The 22,728-nt window shown below is 59.5% G+C and carries 20 protein-coding genes, 2 rRNA genes and 1 pseudogene; 13 read left to right on the forward strand and 10 right to left on the reverse strand.

Annotated features, from left to right (window positions below; translation table 11 throughout):
- Positions 1-41: 41 nt before the first annotated feature.
- The 11 genes from nuoC (at position 42) to nuoN (ending at position 13,820) form a co-directional block, all read left to right on the forward strand.
- Positions 42-1,823 (forward strand): NADH-quinone oxidoreductase subunit C/D, encoded by a 1,782-nt coding sequence (gene nuoC / locus BT119_RS15010; RefSeq protein ID WP_002554013.1) that lies wholly within the window; start codon positions 42-44, stop codon positions 1,821-1,823.
- A gap of 2 nt (positions 1,824-1,825) precedes the next feature.
- Entirely contained in the window at positions 1,826-2,323 is a 498-nt protein-coding gene (nuoE, locus tag BT119_RS15015) for an NADH-quinone oxidoreductase subunit NuoE (RefSeq protein ID WP_002554014.1), read from the forward strand.
- Positions 2,320-3,678: an NADH-quinone oxidoreductase subunit NuoF gene (gene nuoF, locus BT119_RS15020; RefSeq protein ID WP_003436020.1), complete on the forward strand. Its 1,359-nt coding sequence runs from the start codon at positions 2,320-2,322 to the stop codon at positions 3,676-3,678. Before nuoE ends, nuoF begins: the two co-directional genes overlap by 4 nt.
- A 136-nt stretch (positions 3,679-3,814) precedes the next feature.
- Entirely contained in the window at positions 3,815-6,532 is a 2,718-nt protein-coding gene (nuoG, locus tag BT119_RS15025; protein WP_054081088.1) for an NADH-quinone oxidoreductase subunit NuoG, read from the forward strand.
- A complete protein-coding gene (gene nuoH, locus BT119_RS15030) occupies positions 6,529-7,536 on the forward strand; it encodes an NADH-quinone oxidoreductase subunit NuoH (protein ID WP_003371726.1) in 1,008 nt (335 codons plus the stop codon). Before nuoG ends, nuoH begins: the two co-directional genes overlap by 4 nt.
- Positions 7,537-7,547: 11 nt before the next feature.
- Positions 7,548-8,096, forward strand: coding sequence for an NADH-quinone oxidoreductase subunit NuoI (nuoI, locus tag BT119_RS15035; protein ID WP_002554018.1), 549 nt, complete (start codon positions 7,548-7,550; stop codon positions 8,094-8,096).
- Between the two features lie 10 nt (positions 8,097-8,106).
- Positions 8,107-8,616, forward strand: a complete 510-nt coding sequence (nuoJ, locus tag BT119_RS15040) for an NADH-quinone oxidoreductase subunit J (protein WP_003317979.1) — start codon at positions 8,107-8,109, stop codon at positions 8,614-8,616.
- Positions 8,613-8,921: an NADH-quinone oxidoreductase subunit NuoK gene (nuoK, locus tag BT119_RS15045; protein WP_003317980.1), complete on the forward strand. Its 309-nt coding sequence runs from the start codon at positions 8,613-8,615 to the stop codon at positions 8,919-8,921. Before nuoJ ends, nuoK begins: the two co-directional genes overlap by 4 nt.
- On the forward strand, positions 8,918-10,771 hold the full coding sequence (nuoL, locus tag BT119_RS15050; protein WP_024663375.1) for an NADH-quinone oxidoreductase subunit L: 1,854 nt from the start codon (positions 8,918-8,920) through the stop codon (positions 10,769-10,771). Before nuoK ends, nuoL begins: the two co-directional genes overlap by 4 nt.
- Positions 10,772-10,810: 39 nt before the next feature.
- Positions 10,811-12,343: an NADH-quinone oxidoreductase subunit M gene (nuoM, locus tag BT119_RS15055; RefSeq protein WP_002554022.1), complete on the forward strand. Its 1,533-nt coding sequence runs from the start codon at positions 10,811-10,813 to the stop codon at positions 12,341-12,343.
- A gap of 7 nt (positions 12,344-12,350) precedes the next feature.
- Positions 12,351-13,820 carry an NADH-quinone oxidoreductase subunit NuoN gene (nuoN, locus tag BT119_RS15060; RefSeq protein WP_003371717.1) on the forward strand — a complete coding sequence of 490 codons (1,470 nt, stop codon included), beginning with the start codon at positions 12,351-12,353 and terminating at the stop codon, positions 13,818-13,820.
- Between the two features lie 68 nt (positions 13,821-13,888).
- On the opposite strand, the gene BT119_RS15065 is transcribed toward nuoN, so the two are convergent.
- Positions 13,889-14,845: an AraC family transcriptional regulator gene (locus BT119_RS15065; protein ID WP_072366214.1), complete on the reverse strand. Its 957-nt coding sequence runs from the start codon at positions 14,843-14,845 to the stop codon at positions 13,889-13,891.
- 120 nt (positions 14,846-14,965) lie between these two features.
- On the opposite strand from BT119_RS15065, the gene BT119_RS15070 reads away from it, so the two are divergent.
- Positions 14,966-15,889: an alpha/beta fold hydrolase gene (locus tag BT119_RS15070; RefSeq protein ID WP_065349560.1), complete on the forward strand. Its 924-nt coding sequence runs from the start codon at positions 14,966-14,968 to the stop codon at positions 15,887-15,889.
- Between the two features lie 94 nt (positions 15,890-15,983).
- On the opposite strand, the gene BT119_RS15075 is transcribed toward BT119_RS15070, so the two are convergent.
- The 7 genes and pseudogenes from BT119_RS15075 to BT119_RS15100 form a co-directional block, all read right to left on the reverse strand.
- The gene (locus BT119_RS15075) at positions 15,984-17,054 is read right to left on the reverse strand and encodes an AI-2E family transporter (protein ID WP_003371712.1); all 1,071 of its coding nucleotides are present in this window, start codon (positions 17,052-17,054) and stop codon (positions 15,984-15,986) included.
- Positions 17,055-17,203: 149 nt separating this feature from the next.
- Positions 17,204-18,046 (reverse strand): methyl-accepting chemotaxis protein, encoded by an 843-nt coding sequence (locus tag BT119_RS27885; protein WP_371123454.1) that lies wholly within the window; start codon positions 18,044-18,046, stop codon positions 17,204-17,206.
- Positions 18,047-18,061: 15 nt separating this feature from the next.
- A pseudogene (locus BT119_RS27890) lies at positions 18,062-18,883 on the reverse strand (cache domain-containing protein); the annotation flags it as partial.
- Between the two features lie 125 nt (positions 18,884-19,008).
- On the reverse strand, positions 19,009-20,328 hold the full coding sequence (locus tag BT119_RS15085) for a sensor histidine kinase (RefSeq protein ID WP_072366216.1): 1,320 nt from the start codon (positions 20,326-20,328) through the stop codon (positions 19,009-19,011).
- A complete protein-coding gene (locus BT119_RS15090; RefSeq protein ID WP_003349419.1) occupies positions 20,325-20,993 on the reverse strand; it encodes a response regulator transcription factor in 669 nt (222 codons plus the stop codon). The genes BT119_RS15085 and BT119_RS15090 overlap by 4 nt, the downstream gene beginning before the upstream one ends.
- Positions 20,993-21,301 carry a PepSY domain-containing protein gene (locus BT119_RS15095; protein WP_003317989.1) on the reverse strand — a complete coding sequence of 103 codons (309 nt, stop codon included), beginning with the start codon at positions 21,299-21,301 and terminating at the stop codon, positions 20,993-20,995. The genes BT119_RS15090 and BT119_RS15095 overlap by 1 nt, the downstream gene beginning before the upstream one ends.
- The gene (locus tag BT119_RS15100) at positions 21,301-21,609 is read right to left on the reverse strand and encodes a PepSY domain-containing protein (RefSeq protein ID WP_003371699.1); all 309 of its coding nucleotides are present in this window, start codon (positions 21,607-21,609) and stop codon (positions 21,301-21,303) included. The genes BT119_RS15095 and BT119_RS15100 overlap by 1 nt, the downstream gene beginning before the upstream one ends.
- Positions 21,610-21,809: 200 nt before the next feature.
- Here BT119_RS15100 and queD point away from each other — a divergent pair, with 200 nt between their 5' ends.
- Positions 21,810-22,166 (forward strand): 6-carboxytetrahydropterin synthase QueD, encoded by a 357-nt coding sequence (gene queD, locus BT119_RS15110; RefSeq protein ID WP_003317991.1) that lies wholly within the window; start codon positions 21,810-21,812, stop codon positions 22,164-22,166.
- Positions 22,167-22,320: 154 nt separating this feature from the next.
- Here the strand turns inward: queD and rrf are convergent.
- Positions 22,321-22,436, reverse strand: a 5S ribosomal RNA gene (rrf, locus tag BT119_RS15115).
- Between the two features lie 154 nt (positions 22,437-22,590).
- A 23S ribosomal RNA gene (locus tag BT119_RS15120) occupies positions 22,591-22,728 on the reverse strand; the annotation flags it as partial.

Raw genomic sequence — 22,728 nt, forward strand, 5'->3', positions numbered from 1 at the left:
CCGGGGTTGATTCTGTACGTTGACCGAAGTGATTGAGACCTATGACTGCAGACAACGCTCTGTACATCCCGCCTTACAAGGCTGACGACCAAGATGTCGTCGTTGAACTGAACAACCGTTTTGGTGCCGAGGCTTTCACTGCCCAGCCGACTCGCACCGGCATGCCCGTGCTGTGGGTCGAGCGCGCCCGACTGTTTGAAATCCTGACGTTCCTGCGCAACGTGCCCAAGCCCTACTCCATGCTCTATGACCTGCATGGCGTGGACGAGCGTCTGCGCACAAACCGTCGTGGTCTGCCCGGTGCAGACTTCACCGTGTTCTATCACCTGCTGTCGATCGAGCGAAACAGCGACGTGATGATCAAGGTAGCGCTTTCCGAAAGCGACCTGAGCGTACCGACGATTACCAGCATCTGGCCGAACGCCAACTGGTACGAGCGTGAAGTGTGGGACATGTTCGGCATCGACTTCCCAGGCCACCCGCACCTGAGCCGCATCATGATGCCGCCGACCTGGGAAGGTCATCCGCTGCGCAAGGACTTCCCTGCCCGTGCAACGGAATTCGACCCGTACAGCCTGACCCTCGCCAAACAGCAACTGGAAGAGGAAGCCGCACGCTTCCGTCCGGAAGACTGGGGCATGAAACGCTCTGGCGCCAACGAGGACTACATGTTCCTCAACCTGGGGCCGAACCACCCTTCTGCTCACGGCGCGTTCCGTATCATTCTGCAACTGGACGGCGAAGAGATCGTCGACTGCGTTCCGGACATCGGCTACCACCACCGTGGTGCCGAGAAAATGGCCGAACGCCAGTCCTGGCACAGCTTCATTCCCTACACCGACCGTATCGATTACCTGGGCGGGGTGATGAACAACCTGCCTTATGTGCTCTCGGTAGAGAAGCTGGCAGGCATCAAGGTGCCGGAAAAGGTCGACGTCATCCGCATCATGATGGCCGAGTTCTTCCGTATCACCAGCCACCTGCTGTTCCTGGGTACCTACATTCAGGACGTGGGCGCCATGACACCGGTGTTCTTCACGTTCACCGACCGCCAGAAAGCCTACACCGTGATCGAAGCGATTACCGGCTTCCGTCTGCACCCTGCCTGGTACCGCATCGGCGGGGTCGCTCACGACCTGCCGCGTGGCTGGGAAAAACTGGTCAAGGACTTCGTCGACTGGCTGCCCAAGCGCCTGGACGAATACACCAAGGCTGCCCTGCAGAACAGCATTCTCAAGGGTCGTACCGTCGGCGTCGCCGCCTACAACACCAAGGAAGCCCTCGAATGGGGCGTCACCGGTGCAGGCCTGCGCTCCACCGGTTGCGATTTCGACCTGCGCAAGGCGCGCCCTTACTCGGGCTACGAGAACTTCGAATTCGAAGTGCCGCTGGCCGCCAATGGCGATGCCTATGACCGCTGCATGGTCCGCGTCGAAGAGATGCGCCAGAGCATCAAGATCATCGACCAGTGCATGCGCAACATGCCGGAAGGCCCGTACAAGGCGGATCACCCGCTGACCACGCCGCCGCCGAAAGAGCGCACCCTGCAGCACATCGAAACCCTGATCACGCACTTCCTGCAGGTTTCGTGGGGCCCGGTCATGCCGGCCAACGAGTCCTTCCAGATGATCGAAGCGACCAAGGGTATCAACAGCTATTACCTGACGAGCGACGGCGGCACCATGAGCTACCGTACCCGGATCCGCACCCCGAGTTACCCGCACCTGCAGCAGATCCCTTCGGTGATCAAAGGCAGCATGGTCGCGGACTTGATCGCGTACCTGGGTAGTATCGATTTCGTTATGGCCGACGTGGACCGCTAAGCATGAATAGCCCGCTAATCCAGACAGACCGTTTCGCGCTGAGCGAAACCGAGCGCTCGGCCATCGAGCATGAGATGCATCACTACGAGGACCCGCGCGCGGCGTCCATCGAAGCCCTGAAAATTGTTCAGAAGGAACGTGGCTGGGTGCCCGACGGCGCGATTTACGCGATCGGCGACCTGCTGGGCATTCCCGCCAGCGACGTCGAAGGCGTTGCCACCTTCTACAGCCAGATCTTTCGCCAGCCGGTCGGGCGTCACATCATTCGCGTCTGCAACAGCATGGTGTGCTTCATCGGCGGCCACGAAAACGTGGTCGACGAGATCAAGAGCTCACTGGGCATCGGCCTGGGTCAGACCACCGCCGACGGTCGTTTCACACTGCTGCCGGTCTGCTGCCTCGGCAACTGTGACAAGGCGCCGGCCGTGATGGTCGACGACGACACTTTCGGCGATGTACAGCCTGCTGGCGTTGCCAAGATGCTGGAGGGTTACCTATGACCATCACTTCCTTCGGCCCTGCCAACCGCATTGCGCGCACGGCAGAAACCCATCCGCTGACCTGGCGTCTGCGCGACGACGGCGAACCGGTCTGGCTCGACGAGTACCAGGCCAAGGACGGCTATGCCGCAGCGCGCAAGGCGCTGACGCAACAGGCGCCTGACGATATCGTCCAGTCGGTCAAGGACTCGGGCCTCAAGGGCCGCGGTGGCGCAGGCTTCCCCACCGGTGTGAAATGGGGCCTGATGCCCAAAGACGAATCCATGAACATCCGCTACCTGCTGTGCAACGCGGACGAGATGGAGCCCAACACCTGGAAAGACCGCATGCTGATGGAGCAACTGCCCCATCTGCTGGTCGAGGGCATGCTGATCAGTGCCCGCGCGCTGAAAGCCTATCGCGGCTATATCTTCCTGCGCGGCGAATACGTCACTGCGGCCAAGCACCTCAATCGCGCAGTGGCGGAAGCCAAGGCCGCCGGTTTGCTGGGCAAGAACATTCTCGGCACCGGGTTCGACTTCGAACTGTTCGTGCACACCGGTGCCGGTCGCTACATTTGCGGTGAAGAAACCGCACTGATCAACTCGCTGGAAGGCCGCCGCGCCAACCCGCGCTCCAAGCCGCCCTTCCCTGCTGCAGTAGGCGTTTGGGGCAAGCCGACCTGTGTGAACAACGTCGAGACCCTGTGCAACGTGCCTGCCATCGTCAACAACGGCAACGACTGGTACAAGTCGCTGGCTCGCGAAGGCAGTGAAGACCACGGTACCAAGCTGATGGGCTTCTCCGGCAAGGTCAAAAACCCCGGTTTGTGGGAGCTGCCTTTCGGCGTACAGGCTCGCGAACTGTTCGAAGACTACGCCGGCGGCATGCGCGATGGCTTCAAGCTCAAGTGCTGGCAACCCGGAGGCGCCGGTACGGGGTTCCTGCTGCCTGAGCATCTGGACGCCCAGATGTATGCAGGCGGTATCGCCAAGGTCGGCACCCGGATGGGTACGGGTCTGGCGATGGCGGTCGACGATTCGGTCAACATGGTCTCGCTGCTGCGCAACATGGAAGAGTTTTTCGCTCAGGAGTCCTGCGGCTTCTGCACGCCATGCCGCGACGGTTTGCCATGGAGCGTGAAAATGCTTCGCGCCATCGAGAACGGTCAGGGTCAGCCGGGTGATATCGAGACCCTGCTGGGTCTGGTCAATTTCCTCGGCCCTGGCAAGACCTTCTGTGCCCATGCACCGGGCGCCGTTGAACCCTTGGGCAGTGCGATCAAGTATTTCCGCTCAGAGTTCGAAGCCGGTATCGCGCCAGCCAGCGCAGCCACGCTCGTTCCGGGCAAAAGTCCGACAGTGGTCGGCGCATAACAAGACACAACGGTCGGCGGCTGTTCGGGCTGCCGTCCTCGTACCTGCTGACGCCCTCCGGGCTGAACGATACGGGTACTACCGAGATTCCATTAGCCACGCCCGCTGACAACGGGCCAACGAAGACCTTTGAACCATGGCTACTATTCACGTAGACGGCAAAGCGCTCGAAGTCGATGGTGCAGACAACCTGTTACAGGCATGTCTGTCGCTGGGCCTCGATATCCCTTATTTCTGCTGGCACCCTGCCCTTGGCAGCGTCGGCGCCTGTCGCCAGTGCGCGGTCAAGCAGTACACCGACGAGAACGACACACGCGGTCGTATCGTCATGTCCTGCATGACGCCAGCTACCGACAACACCTGGATTTCCATCGAAGACGATGAGTCCAAGGCCTTCCGGGCCAGTGTCGTCGAATGGCTGATGACCAACCACCCGCATGACTGCCCGGTCTGCGAGGAAGGTGGTCACTGCCACCTGCAGGACATGACCGTGATGACCGGCCACAACGAGCGCCGTTATCGCTTCACCAAACGTACCCACCAGAATCAGGAGCTGGGGCCTTTCATCGCGCACGAGATGAACCGCTGCATCGCCTGTTATCGCTGTGTACGCTTTTATAAAGACTACGCGGGCGGCACCGACCTGGGCGTCTACGGTGCCCATGACAACGTGTACTTCGGTCGCGTTGAAGACGGCACGCTGGAAAGCGAGTTCTCCGGCAACCTCACCGAGGTCTGCCCGACCGGTGTGTTCACGGACAAGACCCACTCCGAGCGCTACAACCGCAAGTGGGACATGCAGTTCTCACCAAGCATCTGCCACGGTTGCTCCAGCGGCTGCAACATCAGCCCGGGTGAACGCTACGGTGAATTGCGCCGCATCGAAAACCGTTACAATGGCTCGGTCAACCAGTACTTCCTCTGCGACCGCGGGCGTTTCGGCTACGGTTACGTCAATCGCAAGGATCGCCCGCGCCAACCATTGCTTGTCGACGGCCAGGTCAAACTGAGCCTGGACGAGGCGCTGGACAAGGCGGCGGACCTGCTGCGCGGCCGTAACATCGTCGGTATCGGCTCTCCTCGCGCCAGCCTCGAAAGCAACTATGCGTTGCGTGAGCTGGTGGGGGCCGAGCATTTCTATAGCGGTATCGAAGCCGGTGAGCTGGAGCGTATCAGACTCATCCTCAAGGTCCTGAACGACAGCCCGCTGCCGATCCCGACCCTGCGCGACATCGAAGATCACGATGCCATCTTCGTCCTCGGCGAGGACCTGACCCAGACGGCGGCACGTATGGCTCTGGGCTTGCGCCAAGCCGTCAAAGGCAAGGCTGAAGACATGGCTGCGGCGATGAAAGTCCAGCCGTGGCTCGACGCGGCCGTGAAGAACATCGGTCAGCACGAGCTCAATCCGCTGTTCATCGCCAGCCTCGCCGAAACCCGTCTCGACGATGTTGCAGAAGAATGCGTACATGCAGCGCCCGATGATCTGGCGCGTATCGGTTTTGCCGTGGCTCATGCCCTGGACGCCAGCGCACCTGCCGTCGATGGTCTGGACAGCGAGGCGCTGGAACTGGCGCAACGCATTGCCGATGCGCTGCTGGCTGCCAAACGACCGCTGATCATTTCCGGCAGTTCGCTGGGTTCGACAGCGCTGATCGAAGCTGCTGCCAACATCGCCAAGGCCTTGAAGCTGCGCGACAAGCAGGGTTCCATCAGCCTGATCGTGCCTGAAGCCAACAGCATGGGCCTGGCGATGTTCGGCGGCGAGTCCGTAGATGCCGCGCTGCAAGCGGTGATCTCCGGCAAGGCCGACGCCATCGTGGTGCTGGAAAACGATTTGTATCGTCGTGTGGACGCCAAGATCGTCGACGCCGCACTGAGCGCTGCGAAGGTCGTGATCGTCGCTGACCATCAGAAAACCCCGACCAGCGACCGCGCCCACCTTATCCTGCCAGCTGCCAGCTTCGCCGAAGGCGACGGCACACTGGTCAGCCAGGAAGGCCGTGCCCAACGCTTCTTCCAGGTCTTCGATCCGACCTATCTGGATGCGAGCATTCTGGTCCACGAAGGCTGGCGCTGGTTGCATGCCCTGCGTGCCACCTTGCTGAACAAGCCGGTTGACTGGACGCAACTCGACCACGTCACCGAGGCCTGCGCCAGCAGCACCCCGCAACTGGCGGGTATCGTCAACGCCGCGCCGTCTGCGTCGTTCCGCATCAAGGGCCTGAAACTGGCTCGCGAACCGCTGCGTTATAGCGGCCGTACCGCGATGCGAGCCAACATCAGCGTGCATGAGCCGCGCACCTCGCAAGACATCGACACAGCGTTCTCCTTCTCCATGGAAGGCTACTCGGGCTCGGCCGAGCCTCGTCAGCAGGTGCCATTCGCCTGGTCGCCGGGCTGGAACTCGCCGCAGGCCTGGAACAAGTTTCAGGACGAAGTCGGCGGTCACTTGCGCGCCGGCGACCCGGGCACTCGCCTGATCGAAAGCCAGGGCGATGGTCTGTCCTGGTTCTCCAGCGTGCCACGTGCGTTCTCGCCAGAGCGCGGCACCTGGCAGGTCGTGCCGTTCTTCCACCTGTTTGGCAGCGACGAAACCTCGTCTCTGGCCGCGCCGGTTCAGGAACGCATCCCGCAGGCCTATGTCGCAGTGGCCAAGTCCGAAGCCGATCGTCTCGGCGTCAACGACGGTGCCCTGCTCTCCTTGAGCATCGGCGGTGAAACGCTGACCTTGCCGTTGCGCATCAGCGAAGAACTGGGCGCGGGCCTTGTGGCATTGCCGGCAGGACTGCCTGGCATTCCGCCAGCACTCTTCGGCAAATCCGTTGACGGTCTGCAGGAGGTAGCGCAATGACCTGGTTTACCCCTGATGTGATCGACGCAATCATTGCAGTGGTCAAGGCCATTGTGGTGTTGCTGGCGGTCGTGGTTTGTGGTGCCCTGCTGAGCTTCATCGAACGTCGTCTGCTGGGCTGGTGGCAGGACCGTTATGGTCCGAACCGTGTGGGTCCGTTCGGCATGTTCCAGATCGCAGCCGACATGCTGAAGATGTTCTTCAAGGAAGACTGGACCCCACCGTTCGCCGACAAGGTGATCTTCACCCTGGCGCCGGTGGTTGCCATGAGTGCCCTGCTGATCGCCTTTGCGGTCATCCCGATCACCCCGACCTGGGGCGTCGCGGATCTGAACATCGGCCTGTTGTTCTTCTTCGCCATGGCCGGTCTGTCCGTATATGCGGTGCTGTTCGCCGGCTGGTCGAGCAACAACAAGTTCGCCCTGCTGGGCAGCCTGCGTGCTTCGGCACAAACCGTGTCCTACGAAGTGTTCATGGGCCTTGCGCTGATGGGCATCGTGGTTCAGGTCGGCTCGTTCAATATGCGCGACATTGTTGAATATCAGGCGCAGAACCTGTGGTTCATCATTCCGCAGTTCTTCGGCTTCTGTACGTTCTTCATCGCTGGCGTCGCGGTCACTCACCGCCATCCTTTCGACCAACCGGAAGCCGAGCAGGAACTGGCTGACGGCTACCACATTGAATATGCCGGCATGAAATGGGGCATGTTCTTCGTGGGCGAATACATCGGGATCATCTTGATCTCGGCGCTGCTGGTGACGCTGTTCTTCGGTGGCTGGCACGGCCCGTTCGACATTCTGCCATCGCTGGCATTCTTCTGGTTCGCCTTGAAAACCGCGTTTTTCATCATGCTGTTCATCCTGCTGCGCGCCTCCATCCCGCGCCCGCGTTATGACCAGGTCATGGATTTCAGCTGGAAGTTCTGTTTGCCGCTGACCCTGATCAATTTGCTGGTGACTGCTGCGATTGTGTTGTTGAACACACCGGCAGGCTCGGTTCAGTGAGGATTTGACCCATGTTCAAATATATTGGTGACATCGTTAAGGGTACGGGTACTCAGTTGCGCAGCCTGGTCATGGTCTTCGGCCACGGCTTTCGCAAGCGCGACACCCTGCAATACCCCGAAGAGCAGGTTTATCTTCCGCCCCGCTATCGCGGCCGCATCGTCCTGACCCGCGACCCCGATGGTGAAGAGCGCTGCGTGGCATGCAACCTGTGTGCAGTAGCCTGCCCCGTCGGCTGCATTTCGCTGCAGAAGGCCGAAACAGAGGACGGACGCTGGTACCCCGACTTCTTCCGCATCAACTTTTCGCGCTGCATCTTCTGCGGCCTGTGCGAAGAAGCCTGCCCGACAACCGCGATCCAGCTCACGCCGGACTTCGAGATGGCCGACTTCAAGCGTCAGGACCTTGTGTACGAGAAGGAAGACCTGCTGATCTCCGGACCCGGCAAGAACCCTGACTACAACTTCTATCGCGTTGCCGGTATGGCCATCGGCGGCAAGCCCAAGGGCTCCGCACAGAACGAAGCCGAGCCGATCAACGTCAAGAGCTTGCTGCCTTAAGGAAGTAAAGATGGAATTCGCTTTCTACTTCGCATCCGGTATCGCTGTTGTGTCCACCCTGCGGGTGATCACCAACACGAATCCGGTGCACGCCCTGCTCTACCTGATCATCTCGCTGATCGCCGTAGCAATGACGTTCTTCAGCCTCGGCGCTCCGTTCGCCGGCGTGCTGGAAGTCATTGCCTACGCGGGCGCAATCATGGTCCTGTTCGTGTTTGTGGTGATGATGCTGAACCTCGGCCCGGCCTCGGTTCAGCAGGAACGTGCCTGGCTAAAACCCGGCATCTGGATCGGCCCGGTCATTCTCGGCGCGCTGTTGCTGGCCGAGTTGCTGTATGTGCTGTTCGCCAACCCGACCGGCGCTGGTGTCGGTCACACCACGGTCGACGCCAAGGCAGTCGGCATCAGCCTGTTCGGGCCCTATCTGCTGGTGGTGGAACTCGCCTCGATGCTGTTGCTTGCAGCAGCCATCACGGCCTTCCATCTGGGCCGCAACGAGGCCAAGGAGCCAAGCCAATGAATGCTATCCCTCTTGAGCACGGTCTGGCGGTCGCCGGGGTCCTGTTCTGCCTGGGTCTGGTCGGCCTGATGGTGCGCCGTAACATTCTCTTCGTGTTGATGAGCCTGGAAATCATGATGAACGCCGCTGCACTGGCGTTCGTTGTGGCCGGCAGCCGTTGGGGGCAACCGGACGGGCAGGTGATGTTCATCCTGGTGATCAGCCTTGCGGCAGCCGAGGCCAGTATCGGCCTGGCGATCCTGATGCAACTGTATCGCCGCTTCCACACTCTCGATATCGATGCTGCCAGCGAGATGCGCGGATGAACCTTCTCTTTCTGACTTTCGTATTCCCCCTCATCGGCTTTCTGCTGCTGTCGTTCTCCCGTGGACGCATCTCGGAAAACCTCGCTGCGCTGATCGGTGTCGGCTCCATCGGCCTTTCAGCCATCGTCACGGCCTGGGTCATCTGGCAGTTCAACGTGGCACCACCTGAAGGCGGTCACTACACGCAGGTGCTGTGGCGCTGGATGGACGTCGATGGCTTCCAGCCCAACTTCGCGCTGTATCTGGACGGGCTGTCCGTCACGATGCTGGGCGTCGTGGTTGGTGTCGGCTTCCTGATCCACCTGTTCGCGTCCTGGTACATGCGCGGTGAAGCGGGCTACTCGCGCTTCTTCTCCTACACCAACCTGTTCATTGCCAGCATGCTGTTCCTGATCCTGGGCGACAACCTGCTGTTCATCTACTTCGGTTGGGAAGGCGTGGGCCTGTGCAGCTACCTGTTGATCGGTTTCTATTACAGCAACCGCAACAACGGCAACGCAGCCCTCAAAGCGTTCATCGTCACCCGTATCGGTGACGTGTTCATGGCTATCGGCTTGTTCATCCTGTTCCAGCAATTGGGCACGCTTAATGTGCAGGAACTGCTGGTCCGGGCGCCGGAACACTTCAAGGTCGGCGATTTCTGGATCGTGCTGGCGACGTTGATGCTGTTGGGCGGTGCGGTCGGTAAATCTGCACAGCTGCCACTGCAAACCTGGCTGGCGGATGCGATGGCCGGTCCTACTCCGGTTTCGGCGCTGATCCACGCAGCGACCATGGTCACGGCGGGCGTCTACCTGATTGCGCGTACTCATGGCCTGTTCGCACTGGCACCTGACATCCTGCATCTGGTCGGCATTGTCGGCGGCGTCACGCTGGTTCTGGCGGGGTTCGCCGCACTGGTGCAGACCGACATCAAGCGTATCCTCGCCTACTCGACCATGAGCCAGATCGGTTACATGTTCCTGGCACTGGGCGTTGGCGCCTGGGAAGGCGCGATCTTCCACCTGATGACCCACGCCTTCTTCAAGGCGCTGCTGTTCCTTGCTTCCGGTGCGGTGATCGTTGCCTGCCACCACGAGCAGAACATCTTCAAGATGGGCGGCCTGTGGAAGAAACTGCCATTGGCCTACGCCAGCTTCATCGTCGGTGGCGCTGCTCTTTCCGCCCTGCCGCTGCTGACGGCGGGCTTCTACTCCAAGGACGAAATTCTCTGGGAAGCATTTGCCAGCGGTAACAATGGCTTGTTGTATGCCGGTCTGGTGGGCGCGTTCATGACGTCGCTGTACACCTTCCGTCTGATCTTCATCGCGTTCCACGGTGAAGCCAAGACCGAAGCACACGCAGGTCACGGTATCGCTCACTGGCTGCCACTGTCGGTGCTGATCGTACTGTCGACGTTCATCGGCGCGTGGATCACTCCGCCCCTGGCCGGTGTGCTGCCGCAGAGCGTCGGCCATGCCGGTGGCGAAGCCAAGCACAGCCTGGAGATCGCCTCCGGCGCCATCGCGCTGGCCGGTATCCTGCTGGCAGCATTGCTGTTCCTCGGCAAGCGCCGCCTGGCGACGGCTATCGCCAACAGCGCTCCGGGCCGTTTCCTCTCGGCCTGGTGGTTCGCGGCATGGGGCTTCGACTGGATCTACGACAAGCTGTTCGTCAAGCCGTATCTGGCAATCAGCCATGTACTGCGTAGTGATCCGTTCGACCGCACCATCGGCTTGATCCCACGTCTGGTCAAAGGCGGTCATGACACCATGAGCCGCACCGAGACCGGCCAGTTGCGTTGGTATGCTGCCTCGATCGCCGTGGGTGCCGTTCTGGTACTCGGTGCCGTCGTTCTGGTTGCGATCTGATATGAACCTTGCGAATTTGCGAAAGGAATTGAGCCCGTCATGATTCTGCCCTGGCTAATCCTGATCCCCTTCATCGGCGGCCTGCTGTGCTGGCTGGGTGAGCGCTTCGGCTCTACCCTGCCGCGCTGGATTGCGTTGCTGACAATGACCCTGGAACTGGTTCTCGGCCTCTGGCTGTGGGCTACCGGCAACTTCGGCTACGCGCCGGTGCCGGGTGCCGATCCGACCTGGACCCTGGAATTCCACCATCCGTGGATCACCCGCTTCGGCATCGACGTGCATCTGGCACTCGATGGCCTGTCGCTGCTGATGATCCTGCTGACCGGCCTTCTGGGTGTGCTGTCGGTGCTGTGCTCGTGGAAGGAAATCCAGCGCAAGGTCGGTTTCTTCCACCTTAACCTGATGTGGATCCTGGGCGGTGTCGTCGGCGTGTTCCTGGCCATCGACCTGTTCATGTTCTTCTTCTTCTGGGAAATGATGCTGGTGCCGATGTATTTCCTCATCGCGCTCTGGGGTCACAGTTCTTCGGATGGGAAGAAAACCCGTATCTACGCAGCCACCAAGTTCTTCATCTTCACTCAGGCCAGCGGCCTGATCATGCTGGTGGCGATCCTGGGTCTGGTGCTGGTGCACTTCAATCAGACCGGCGTGATCACCTTTGCCTACGCTGACCTGCTGAAGACCAAACTGGCACCGGGCACCGAGTACATCCTGATGCTGGGCTTCTTCATTGCCTTCGCCGTCAAGCTGCCGGTGGTGCCGTTGCACTCCTGGCTGCCGGATGCGCATGCCCAGGCACCGACTGCAGGCTCCGTTGACCTGGCGGGTATCCTGCTGAAGACGGCGGCTTACGGCCTGCTGCGCTTTGCCCTGCCGCTGTTCCCCAACGCATCGGCCGAGTTCGCACCGATTGCCATGACGCTGGGGCTGGTCGGTATCTTCTACGGCGCATTCCTGGCATTTGCCCAGACTGACATCAAGCGCCTGATCGCGTTCTCCAGCGTTTCGCACATGGGCTTCGTACTGATCGGTATCTACTCGGGCAGCCAGCAAGCGCTGCAAGGCGTACTGATCCAGATGATCGCCCACGGTCTGTCGGCTGCGGCACTGTTCATTCTCAGTGGTCAGCTGTACGAGCGCCTGCACACCCGCGACATGCGTGAGATGGGCGGCCTGTGGTCACGCATCGCTTACATCCCGGCCATCAGCCTGTTCTTTGCCGCGGCCTCTCTGGGTCTGCCGGGCACTGGCAATTTCGTCGGCGAGTTCCTGATTCTGCTGGGCAGCTTCGCCAGCTCACCATGGATCACGGCGATCGCCACCTCCGGTCTGGTATTTGGTTCTGTCTACTCGCTGATCATGATCCACCGCGCCTACTTCGGCCCGTCGAAGTCCGACGAGGTTCTGAAGGGCATGGACGGACGGGAAATGATCATGGTGCTGGGCCTTGCCGTGTTGCTGGTCGTGCTCGGGGTGTTCCCGCAGCCGTTCCTCGACACTTCGGCAGCGACCATGCACGGCGTGCAGCAATGGCTAGGCACTGCCTTCACTCAACTCGCTTCGGCCCGGTAAGAGCGCTATGGACCTGACGATTCAACACTTTATTGCGCTTGCGCCACTGCTGATCACCAGCCTCACCATTGTCGTGGTGATGCTGGCGATCGCATGGCGCCGCAATCACTCGCAAACGTTCCTGCTTTCGGTAGCAGGCCTCAACCTGGCCCTGCTGTCGATCTATCCAGCATTGAAAGTTGCCCCTCTGGTCGTGACGCCACTGCTGCATATCGACAACTTTGCCTGCCTGTACATGGCGATCATCCTCGCCTCTACCCTTGCTTGCGTGACCATGGCGCACGCCTATCTGGGTGACGGCAAGGCCGGGTATCCGGGCAATCGCGAAGAGCTTTACCTGCTGATCCTGCTGGCAGCGGCCGGTGGGCTGGTGCTGGTCAGCGCTCAGCATCTGGCGGGCCTGTTCATCGGCCTGGAACTGCTGTCGGTGCCGGTCTACGGGCTGGTGGCTTATGCCTTCTTCAACAAGCGCTCGCTGGAAGGCGGCATCAAGTACATGGTCCTGTCGGCCGCAGGGTCCGCGTTCCTGCTCTTCGGTATGGCGCTGCTGTACGCAGAGGCAGGTTCGCTGAGCTTCGACGGTATCGGCAAGGCCATCGCAGCGACCGGTATGCCGAGCCCGATTGCCAGCCTGGGTCTGGGCATGATGGTCGTCGGCCTGGCCTTCAAGTTGTCACTGGTACCTTTCCACCTGTGGACCCCGGACGTTTACGAAGGCGCCCCTGCGCCGGTCGCGGCCTTCCTGGCAACCGCCAGCAAGGTGGCGGTATTTGCGGTACTGGTGCGTCTGTTCCAGATTTCACCGGCAGCCAGCAGCGGTGTCCTGCATGACGTACTGGCAGTCATCGCCGTAGCGTCGATCCTGGTCGGCAACCTGCTTGCGCTGACTCAGACCAACCTCAAGCGTCTACTGGGCTACTCCTCCATCGCTCACTTCGGTTACCTGATGATTGCGCTGGTGGCCAGCAAAGGCATGGCGGTCGAGGCGATTGGTGTCTATCTGGCAACTTACGTCCTGACCTCGCTGGGCAGCTTCGGCGTGATCACCATGATGTCTTCGCCTTACAGCGGACGTGATGCCGACGCGATGTTCGAATACCGCGGTCTGTTCTGGCGTCGCCCTTACCTGACGGCAGTCATGACCCTGATGATGCTGTCGCTGGCAGGTATCCCGCTTACCGCTGGTTTCATCGGCAAGTTCTATATCATCGCCACCGGTGTCGAATCGCAGCTGTGGTGGCTGATCGGGGCGTTGGTCATCGGTAGCGCCATCGGCGTGTTCTATTACCTGCGTGTGATGGTCACCATGTATCTGGTCGACAACAAGCTTCCTCGCCACGACGCAGCCATCAACTGGGCTCAGCGCACAGGTGGTGTGATGCTGCTGGCCGTTGCGATCCTGACCTTCGTGCTGGGTGTTTACCCGCAACCGCTGCTCGATCTGGTGGTCAATGCCGGTCTGCACGTAGCAGGCTGATCCTGCGCAAACGCAAAGCCCTGCTCTTGAGCAGGGCTTTTTTTTGTCTCCAAAAAAGGTTGGAACGGCTACCCGGAAACGCTTTTCGCGGCACGAACAGCGCCTGGGGATAGGCCCACCGTTCTTTTGAATGCACGGCTGAAGGCGGCCAATGAACCGTAACCCAGTTGACTGGCAACAGCCTCCAGAGAACAGTGTTCGCGGCTCAGGCGGTGAAACGCCAGGCGCATTCTCAGCTCCGTCAGGTACTGCAATGGCGGCATACCCGTTGCCTCGAGAAAGCGCTGTGCGAACACAGAGCGGGAATGCCTGGCCTCATGGGCAAGCGTGGCCACCGTCCAGCGTCTACCTGGACGCTGGTGCATCATGACGATGGCGCGACTCAGCCGAGGGTCTTGCAAAGCACCGAGCCAGCCTGTGGCATTCCCACAGCCACCCGCGACCCAGCCACGCACCAGCAGCGCGGCCACGACTTCAGCAAGACGTGCCAGAATGCCTGCGTGCCCGGCCTGTAGCATCAAGGCTTCACGCTCCATTGCCGCGAGCATGGGCCGCAGCTCGGGGCACGTTTCCAGCAGAGTACTGACCTGCATGACATCCGGCATGGCGGCAACAAGCGGCTGCATGCCGCCCAGTTCCAACTCCATGCAACAGCTGAAGATAATCGCCCGATCAACCGCTCCGCCCTCCTCGGCATCAGCCCGATCGTGAACGCCATCGCTGATGCCGGTAGACGGATCAAACAGCTGTACATCGCTTGCAGCCGTGTCTTCGGCCGTCAACACAGCGTGGTGCCCACCGCGCGGAATAAGAACCGCGTCGCCGGTATCGAGCCTGTACAGAACGCTCTCAGCGCTGCGTAGCCAGACCGGCCCACGCCCGACGAAATGAAACTGCGCTCGTCCGATTGCGTTAGTGAAGCCAACACCCAGAGGCGGCACAACTTCCAGCCTGCGGAATTGAACGCCGAAAAGACGCATACCGAGCAGCAGCTCGCTGATGGGGTCATTTGACGGGGCTTGCATGGAGAGAGGCCACTTCGAGTTCAGGACGATCAATCAATTTATCAGGATTTTACGTCATAGACCGTCCTGCGTCATCGACCTACAGTGCGCCCATCACTTCTACCGCGTGGAAATAGCCTCATGAATCACATTCGCTTCGTTCACCTGCTGCGCAATACCTTGCTTGCTGCGCTGCTGACCGGACTATCGTCACTGGCCCTGGCAGTAGACAAACACTACACCGTCACAGCCCCTGACGGCGTCAAACTCGCTGTGCAGGAATCAGGCGATCCGAACGGCCCGGCCCTGATTTTCATTCACGGTCTGCTGGGCAGTCGCCTCAATTGGGAAAAGCAGATCGCCAGTCCCCAACTGCAGCGCTACCGAATGATTACCTATGACCTGCGCGGTCACGGGCTTTCCGACAAGCCCGACAGTGTCGAGGCGTACCGTAACGGGCGTCGCTATGCGGACGACCTGGCAGCGGTACTTGAAGCCACCACAAGCAAGCGTCCGGTATTGGTCGGCTGGTCATTGGGCGGCGTGGTCATGTCCAACTACCTCGCCGCCTATGGTGACGCGAAGATCGGCGGCGTTGTGTATGTTGATGGTGTCATCGAGCTTAACGCGGCCCTGATTACAGCCCACCCTCATCTATATGCCGGCCTGAGTTCAGAGGACCTGAAAACCCACCTTGATGCAGTACGTACCTTTCTCGGACTGTGCTTCCACACACAACCGGACGCACCGACTTTCGAGCGGCTGGTGTCGAGTGCTGCGATGGCATCGTGGGCAATGACCCGTGCTACGCCTGCAATGACTGTCGATGTGGCCGAAGGCCTGCCCAAGGCAAAGGTGCCGGTATTGATGCTGTATGGCGGCAAGGATGAACTGGTCAACCTTCAGCCCAGCATCGCACGCGCTCGGCAGCTCAATCCTCGAATTCAATCGAAGGTGTACGAAAACTCAGGCCACGCGCCATTTCTGGAAGAAGCATCGCGCTTCAATACCGATCTGGCCGCCTTCATGGACTCGGCTGCGATCGCGGCAAAAAGCTCAGAATGAGACCTGCTCTCATGAAAAAAACCGCGCATGCTCCCTGCCTGATAAATGGCAGGGAGCATGCGCGGGTCTGTGTCGACCACGCGACCTGCCAATGTCAGCCTGGCAGTCTCACGGGTTTCTTGGAGCCGGAGCCGCTGAACAATCCCCAACTGGAGATGAACAGCGCAGCCACCAGAGGTCCGATCACAAAGCCGTTCAGACCAAAGACCGACATGCCGCCAAGCGTGGAAATAAGGATCAGGTAGTCCGGCATTTTGGTGTCTTTGCCCACCAGGATCGGGCGCAGTACGTTATCCACCAGACCGATCACGAAGACGCCAAACAAGCCCAGCACTACACCTTGCCAGATCATGCCACTGAGCAGGAAGTAGACCGCCACTGGCGCCCAGACAATCCCGGCCCCTACCGCAGGCAACAGCGACAGGAACGCCATGATCACCGCCCACAGCAGCGCACTCGGGATGTCCAGCACCCAGAAGATGAAGCCACCCAGCGCACCTTGCGTCACCGCGACCACCACGTTGCCTTTGACCGTGGCACGTACCACTCGAGTGAACTTGAGCTGCAGACGACGCTTCTGCTGCTCGCCCAACGGGAAGGCCGTGCGGATCTTGCGCACCAGTTCCTGTCCGTCGCGCAGGAAAAAGTACAGCAGGTAGAGCATGATGAAGACGCTAACGACAAAGTCGAATGTGCCCTGCCCAAAGCTGAATGCCTGCGTCGCCAGGTACTGACTGCCCTGCATCGCACCCTTGGCGATCTTGTCGCGCAACCCTTCCAGGTCGCCCATGCCCAGACGATCAAGCAGCGCCTGAATGGAGTGCGGCAGCAGGTCCTTGAACTCGGCCAGATAGCCGGCAATATCCAGTTGCCCGGTCTCGACGTTCTTGTACAGCGTGGTGCCCTCCTGAACCAGCAAGGCACTGATCACAATCACCGGCAGAATCGCGATGACCAGACAGATCGTCAGGGTGCACAGGGAGGTGAGATTGCGTGACCAGTTGAACTTGATCTGCAACTTGCGCTGCACAGGCGCGAAGATGATCCCGAGGATGACCGCCCAAAACACTGCGCCATAAAACGGCAGCAGAATCCATATGAAGGCAATGGTCACCAGTACCAGTAGCAGAATGAGGGTTTTGTATTGCAGCGTGGTTTCGTTCATGTCCTGTCCATGTCATTAGACCGCGCATCGCGCCCGGTCTAGAGCTTAGTCAGCACACGAGCGCACGAGTGCCATCTTCCATGACGGCAATATGACGGCGATGCCGGGTACAGGCTGTGGCAGGGGTTTACACCCCTGCCGGAGAGGTATCAGACCCTGAACTGACCGACCAGACCGTCCAGGCGTGCGCCGAGTTCGGCCAGGCTGCGTGATGTCTGGGCGCTTTGCCGGGTTTCATCGGCGACACTCTCGACTGCACCCGCGATCTGATGGACGCTGCGATTGATTTCCTCGGCAACCGCCGTCTGCTCTTCTGCGGCACTGGCGATCTGCGCGTTCATCGAATTGATGGTCGCGATCAGCTCGCCGATGCTCACCAGCGATGTACCGGCTTCGTTGGCCTGCGCCGAGGTGCCGTCGCCTGCTTCGCTGGAACGGCGCATGGCTGTTACCGCCTCCTGAGTGCCCTGCTGCAAGCGGTCGATCATGCCCTGGATCTCCTGCGTGCTCTGCTGTGTCCGGCTGGCCAGTGCCCGTACTTCGTCGGCGACCACGGCAAAACCGCGCCCTGCCTCCCCTGCCCTGGCGGCCTCGATGGCAGCATTGAGTGCCAGCAGGTTGGTCTGTTCGGCGATCGAGCGGATGACGCCCAACACACTGACAATGGAAGAAACATCCTTTTGCAAGACATCCAATGAAGAGCCGCTTTTGCGGATGTCATCCACCAGCGCGTGAATCTGCCGAATGCTGCCATCCACCACGCGCTTGGCGGCTCGCCCTTGCTCGTCGGTCTGCTGAGCAGCAACGGACGCACCCTGCGCGCTCTTGGCAACCTCTTGAGCAGCAGCCGACATCTGATTGATTGCAGTAGCCACCTGATCGGTTTCGTGACGCTGACGGTCCATGGCCGTTTCCGAGCGCTGTGCCTGCGAGCTGACTTCGCCGACCAGGCCATTGAGCTGCCCGGTCATTTCACTGATTTGACGAACCATGCCATGAATCTTGTCGACAAACCTGTTGAACGAGCCTGCCAAATCACCGAGCTCGTCATTGCTGGTAATCACCAGCCGACGAGTCAGGTCGCCTTCACCTGCCGCGATGTCATCCAGACTGTTTTTCATCAGGCCGAGCGGGCGCAGCAAAGTGCCTGTCAGCACTATTCCGATGATGCCGATAATGACCAGGACCAGAACGGTAATGCCGAGAATGCTGTAGAGCATCTCCTTCAAGCGTGCCTCGACACCCTGCCTGACCACGGCAACCTGAGCATCGATGCCATCGATATTGACGGCAGAGCCGATGACCAGATCCCATTTCGGCAGATAATCCGTATAGCCGATCTTGGGGACCGGTTCAGTCTTGCCAGGCAGGGCCGACGAGTACATTACATAGTGGGTGCCCGCCTTGCCGACCGCCACCAACTCGCGATTGATATAGACGCCGTTCGCATCACGGGCATCAGCAAAACTTTTGCCCACACCGTCAGGGCTGTTGCTTCTGAAAATCCGGATCACCTGAGAGTCGTAGCCAAAGATGTAACCATCCTTGCCGTAACTGACCGAGGAAAGCAGCTTGATAGCGTTGGCACGCGCAGCGTCGTCGCCGGGCGCGGCGGCATCGTAAAGTGGTTTGATGGCGGTCATGGCGATAGCAACGTAGTTTTGCAACGTTGCCTTGGCCTCGTTGAGCAAGCGCTCTCGCGTATCGCTGACCTCTCGCTCGGCCTGCCGATGCAGCATGAATACGGTCGTAGCGCTGATCACCAGCGCAAACATCAGAACCGGCAGGACTGCCAGCGACAGAACCTTGGCTTTCAGACTGAGACGCATAGGATTGGCCTTATGGTTATTTTTATAAGTCAGAGGTGCCCAATCAGGTTATCGGCACTCTCCGATGGACATTAAGACCTGTCCTGCCTTTTGTATGAAGACGCTGAACGATACTGGCTGACGCCCTAGGGGGCAGTCCGCTCGGGCAGGTCGATGCGTACCCGAAGCCCACCTACCGGGCTCTCCTGCAGTTGCAGTTGACCGCCCCATGCCTCGACGATATCGCGCACGATACCCAGCCCCAGCCCGTGGCCGGTAATCTGCTCGTCAAGACGAGCGCCACGGCTGAACACTTCTGCGCGTTGCGCCTCCGGAATACCGGGTCCATCGTCATCCACCAACAGGCAGAAGCCCTGATCCTGACTGAGAATGTCCAGACGCACCTCGCTGTCGGCCCATTTGCAGGCATTGTCCAGCAGGTTGCCGAGCAGCTCGAGAATGTCCTCCCGATCCCACGGCAGGTACATGCCCGCCTCGACATCGTTGATCAATTGGAGATGAGCACCATGGATCATGCCCAGCGTGGAGAAAAGCCCGGGCAGTTCGGCGTCACAATCGAAGCGGGCTCCCGGTAGAGCGTCACCGGAGAGACGTGCGCGATTGAGCTCGCGCTCCAGACGCAGGCGGATATTTTCCAGCTGCTCCTGCAAGGTCCTGCGCAATCCAGGGTTGGCGTCCAATTGTCCGCTGAGGGCCAGGCTGAGCAAGACCGCGAGCGGTGTCTTCAAGGCATGTCCCAGATTACCCAGTGCGTTACGTGAGCGTTTCAGGCTGTCCTCGGTATGCGCAAGCAAGTGGTTGATCTGCGCCACCAGCGGCTCGAGTTCGAGGGGAACCTGGTTGTCCAGTTGTGAACGCTGGCCCTGCTGGAGCTGAAAAATCTGCTCGCGAACGGTTTCAAGCGGGCGAAGCGCTCTTCGCACGGTGATGCGTTGCAATACCAGCACCAGGATCAGCGCGGCCAGCCCAAGTCCCAGCCCGATCTGCTGCATGAGTCGAAAACTCGCCCTGACCGGTGTGTAATCCTGTGCGACGGTGATTGAAACCTCTTTGCCGAACTTGCGGTATTCGCTGGTCAGCATCAACAGCGATTGTCCGGTCTTGCCGAGCTCAAGATTGGCATGCAAACCTACCCCGGGCTGGGGCAACTCAAAATCCCACAGGGAACGGGAGCGCCAGTGCCCCTGCGGCAAGTCCATCCGGAAGTAATGGCCGGACAGTGGACGCTGATAGGCACCGGACAGGCGATGGTCATCCAGTTGCAGCCCGGCAGGACCTCGCACCAGCGCTACCAGCAGGTTTTCACTCTCGTTGCGCAGACCTGACTCCAGGTAGCGCTGCAGGCCCACTTCGAACAGCCAGAGACTGGTCTGCGCCATCACCAGACCGACAACGACCATGACGGCGATCAGCCCCAGACTCAGACGTCGCTGTATGGATTTCAACCGCCGGCTCCGCCGTACAGATAGCCCTGACCGCGGCGTGTCTCGACGACTGCGCGGCCCAACTTGCGCCTCAGGTGATTGACATGGACTTCGATGACATTGGAATCACGCTCGTTTTCGCCATCGTACAAATGCTCTGACAGATGGCTTTTCGAGAGAATCTGTCCAGGGTGCAACATGAAATAACGCAGCAGACGAAACTCTGCCGAGGTGAGCTGGATATCCACGCCGTCCCGGCTGACGCATTGACGGCCTTCATCCAGATTAAGACCGGCGGATTCCAGCGTGGGCTGGTTGGCCAGCCCGTGCGAACGTCGCAGCAATGCCTGAATACGCAATTGCAGTTCTTCAGGATGAAAAGGCTTGGTCAGGTAATCATCGGCACCTGCCTTCAAGCCTTCTATGCGCTCTGACCAGGAGCCGCGCGCGGTCAGAATCAACACGGGGGTCGCCAGACCTTTGCTGCGCCACTGCTGGAGAACCTCAAGCCCTGGCATGCCAGGCAGCCCCAGATCCAGAACGATCAGGTCATACGGCTCGCTTGCGCCTTGATGAACCGCATCGCGCCCGTCGGCCAGCCAGTCGACCGCGTAGCCTTGACGCCCCAGCGCAGCGAGCAGCTCATCGGCAAGGGGAACATGGTCTTCAACCAGTAGCAGGCGCATCAGTCATCGTCCTCGTCTTTCAGCAATCGGCTATCACGCGCATCGAACTTGAGCTCGCGGACAACGCCCTCAGGGGTCAGCAATTCAAACTCATACACGTACACATTATTCTTTTCCTCTAGCTCGGCCTCGAGCAGACGAGAGCCCGGATGAAGGCCCATCGCGCGCTCGATGAACTGTTCAAGAGGCAGGATGACCCCGCGCTGACGCAAACTGAGCGCTTCATCCTGATTCAGATCTCTGGCATACACAAAAGAGCAGGTCAGGCTCAAACCAAGGATGACACAGAGACGCTTGTCGACATTCATTAGTTATCCTGATGATTCCTGTAGACCTGGCCCGTGGCGGCGTCTATTTCGAGGACCCACTCAATACCCTGTTTGTCACGCAGCTCGACATTGTAAACGTACCTGCCGTATATGTTCTTGAACTGCGTGCCGATAATACTGGCATCGGGGTGTTTGCTCAGCGCTTTGGCATCTAGTGTCTCAGCCGAATGAAGCGTACCTGCATCACTGAGGCGCAGCACTTCCTGCGGGTCGACGCCGTACGCCTGAATGAAACAGGACGTCAAAACCAATGTGAGGGCCGCCAGAAGGGTAGTCAGCGTTTTCATAGAGGGTATCCATAACGATCGGTGCTTCTATGGCGCCCACCTTAACCGGTACAACTTAACTCAAACTGAATAGATCTGGCCTAGTGCCATCAAACACTCTGACAGGTTCACCCTTGCATGGAGTTTCAGGCCATTGCTGTTAAACTCGCAGATTGCATTTATCGCGTCAGCGATCGCCATTTTTCCGGGGCCAATACACAGTGGAAATCTTCAAAGAATTTACCTTCGAGTCAGCACACCGCCTCCCCCACGTTCCAGAGGGGCACAAGTGTGGACGTCTGCACGGCCATTCGTTTCGTGTCGGCATTCATCTGGCCGGAAAGGTTGATCCGCATACCGGCTGGATCCGGGACTTTTCGGAAATCAAGGCGATTTTCAAACCGCTGTACGAACGCCTTGATCATAACTACCTGAATGACATCCCGGGCCTGGAGAATCCAACCAGCGAAAACCTCGCGAAATGGATCTGGAATGAGTTGAAACCTCTGCTGCCGGAACTGTCGGCCGTCCGTATTCACGAGACGTGCACCAGCGGATGTGAATACCGCGGGGATTGATTGCCCTGAAAATAAAAAACCACCTTGCCGGTGGTTTTTTTGTGCCTGTCGATCGGAAGTACATGTTGAATAACGTGTTCTCACGCTGTTTTTTGCAGGCATCAGACAAACAAAAACCCTCAACGCGTAAGCGAAGAGAGTTTCTGGAATTCAATCTTGACGATGACCTACTCTCACATGGGGAAACCCCACACTACCATCGGCGATACATCGTTTCACTACTGAGTTCGGGATGGGATCAGGTGGTTCCAATGCTCTATGGTCGTCAAGAAATTCGGGTACCGAATCGTGCCGTACGGCGCGCTTCAGCAAATCGGGTATGTGATCGTCAATTCAGGTCTCGTTCGTGACGCAAACTTTCGGTTCATGTCATCTTCACAGTCACCGCAATCTGGTCATTCGACGCAAATTGCTTGGGTGTTATATGGTCAAGCCTCACGGGCAATTAGTATTGGTTAGCTCAACGCCTCACAGCGCTTACACACCCAACCTATCAACGTCGTAGTCTTCGACGGCCCTTTAGGGAACTCAAGGTTCCAGTGAGATCTCATCTTGAGGCAAG

The sequence above is a fragment of the Pseudomonas sp. NFACC10-1 genome (assembly GCF_900119195.1).
In the GTDB taxonomy this organism is placed as follows: domain Bacteria; phylum Pseudomonadota; class Gammaproteobacteria; order Pseudomonadales; family Pseudomonadaceae; genus Aquipseudomonas; species Aquipseudomonas cerasi.

Coding starts and splice junctions, on each gene's coding strand:
- nuoC (WP_002554013.1), top strand. CDS start 42: ATGACTGCAGACAACGCTCTGTACATCCCGCCTTACAAGGCTGACGAC.
- nuoE (WP_002554014.1), top strand. CDS start 1,826: ATGAATAGCCCGCTAATCCAGACAGACCGTTTCGCGCTGAGCGAAACC.
- nuoF (WP_003436020.1), top strand. CDS start 2,320: ATGACCATCACTTCCTTCGGCCCTGCCAACCGCATTGCGCGCACGGCA.
- nuoG (WP_054081088.1), top strand. CDS start 3,815: ATGGCTACTATTCACGTAGACGGCAAAGCGCTCGAAGTCGATGGTGCA.
- nuoH (WP_003371726.1), top strand. CDS start 6,529: ATGACCTGGTTTACCCCTGATGTGATCGACGCAATCATTGCAGTGGTC.
- nuoI (WP_002554018.1), top strand. CDS start 7,548: ATGTTCAAATATATTGGTGACATCGTTAAGGGTACGGGTACTCAGTTG.
- nuoJ (WP_003317979.1), top strand. CDS start 8,107: ATGGAATTCGCTTTCTACTTCGCATCCGGTATCGCTGTTGTGTCCACC.
- nuoK (WP_003317980.1), top strand. CDS start 8,613: ATGAATGCTATCCCTCTTGAGCACGGTCTGGCGGTCGCCGGGGTCCTG.
- nuoL (WP_024663375.1), top strand. CDS start 8,918: ATGAACCTTCTCTTTCTGACTTTCGTATTCCCCCTCATCGGCTTTCTG.
- nuoM (WP_002554022.1), top strand. CDS start 10,811: ATGATTCTGCCCTGGCTAATCCTGATCCCCTTCATCGGCGGCCTGCTG.
- nuoN (WP_003371717.1), top strand. CDS start 12,351: ATGGACCTGACGATTCAACACTTTATTGCGCTTGCGCCACTGCTGATC.
- BT119_RS15065 (WP_072366214.1), bottom strand. CDS start 14,845: ATGCAAGCCCCGTCAAATGACCCCATCAGCGAGCTGCTGCTCGGTATG.
- BT119_RS15070 (WP_065349560.1), top strand. CDS start 14,966: ATGAATCACATTCGCTTCGTTCACCTGCTGCGCAATACCTTGCTTGCT.
- BT119_RS15075 (WP_003371712.1), bottom strand. CDS start 17,054: ATGAACGAAACCACGCTGCAATACAAAACCCTCATTCTGCTACTGGTA.
- BT119_RS27885 (WP_371123454.1), bottom strand. CDS start 18,046: ATGGTTCGTCAAATCAGTGAAATGACCGGGCAGCTCAATGGCCTGGTC.
- BT119_RS15090 (WP_003349419.1), bottom strand. CDS start 20,993: ATGCGCCTGCTACTGGTTGAAGACCATGTTCCCCTTGCCGATGAGCTG.
- BT119_RS15095 (WP_003317989.1), bottom strand. CDS start 21,301: ATGAATGTCGACAAGCGTCTCTGTGTCATCCTTGGTTTGAGCCTGACC.
- BT119_RS15100 (WP_003371699.1), bottom strand. CDS start 21,609: ATGAAAACGCTGACTACCCTTCTGGCGGCCCTCACATTGGTTTTGACG.